This window comes from Oleiphilus sp. HI0132 (genome assembly GCF_001635845.1).
The window spans coordinates 1-1059 of record NZ_LWGJ01001601.1 but is presented as its reverse complement, the minus strand read 5'-3'; the positions used below and the strand labels follow the sequence as shown (position 1 = coordinate 1059).

Here is a 1059-nt window from a genome sequence, read left to right as displayed (position 1 = left end):
AAGGCAGGTTGCCTTGAGTGTGGGTCAAGCAAACCAAGCGAGACACGATTAACACAATCATGAAAGTGAAAAGGAATGAAAACCATATTTCTAGGAACTCTCTGCGTTAGCTGTACCATCACCACGGCATCACCGCGGCGCGAAACAATTCTCACATACGATTGATGCGCTACGCCTAACTCTGCAGCTGCGTCAGGGTTCATTTCCATGTAGGGGGTTGGGCTGAACTTATTCAGGTTACCCAACTTCCCGGTCTTAGTTCGGGTATGGAAGTGCTCCACTACCCGGCCACTATTCATCCAGAAGGGGTACTTGTCGCAAGGTGTTTCATTATTCTCGATATACGGCAAAGGAATCAGGTTCGCCTTCTTGCTCTTAGTCTGGAACTTACCGTCCGTATACAAACGAGGGTCGCCCTTGCCACTGTCATTTCCTTCGCGATAAGGCCACTGAATCCCTCTGGCTTCTTCCAGTATTTCATGCGTCATACCTGAAATATCTAAGGTTCTGCCATCACCTTTCGATAGCTGGCGCATTTCTTCAAAGGCCTCTGCCGTGGTATCAGGGAAGTTAATCTTCTGGCCATTCTCAAAACGCTTGGCCATTTCGTTAAAGATCCAGAAATCCGGCTTAGAGTTGGCATAAGGCTCAACCACTTTACGCACTAGGTTTACACGACGCTCCGTATTAGTGAAGCAACCTTCCTTTTCTGCCCAAACTGAACCCGGAAGATAGACATGAGAATATTGATTGGTTTCAACGTCACGGTAACTATCCTGAACAACCAAGAACTCCAGTTTTTCAAGCGTCTTACGAATTCGAGAGGTTTGCGGCATCGAGGTCATTGGGTTAGTCGCGATCAACCACAAGGCTTTAATCTGGCCCGTTTCAATTGCCGGGAAGATATCGGTTTGTTGCATCCCACGCTTAGTCGGGAAGAAGTCAGCATCGATACCCCAAAAATCTGCAATTTCCTGGCGGTGCTCTTCATTTTCCAAAGCCCTGTATCCTGGTAAGCCAGAACAAGAAGACCATTCACGCGTCCCCATAGCATTACAC

Annotated in this window: 1 protein-coding gene; it reads right to left on the bottom strand. The window is 47.8% G+C overall.

What is annotated here, in order from left to right:
- The coding region (locus A3766_RS24730; RefSeq protein WP_156509113.1) for a molybdopterin oxidoreductase family protein at nt 1–1059 on the bottom strand (1059 nt) is incomplete at both ends.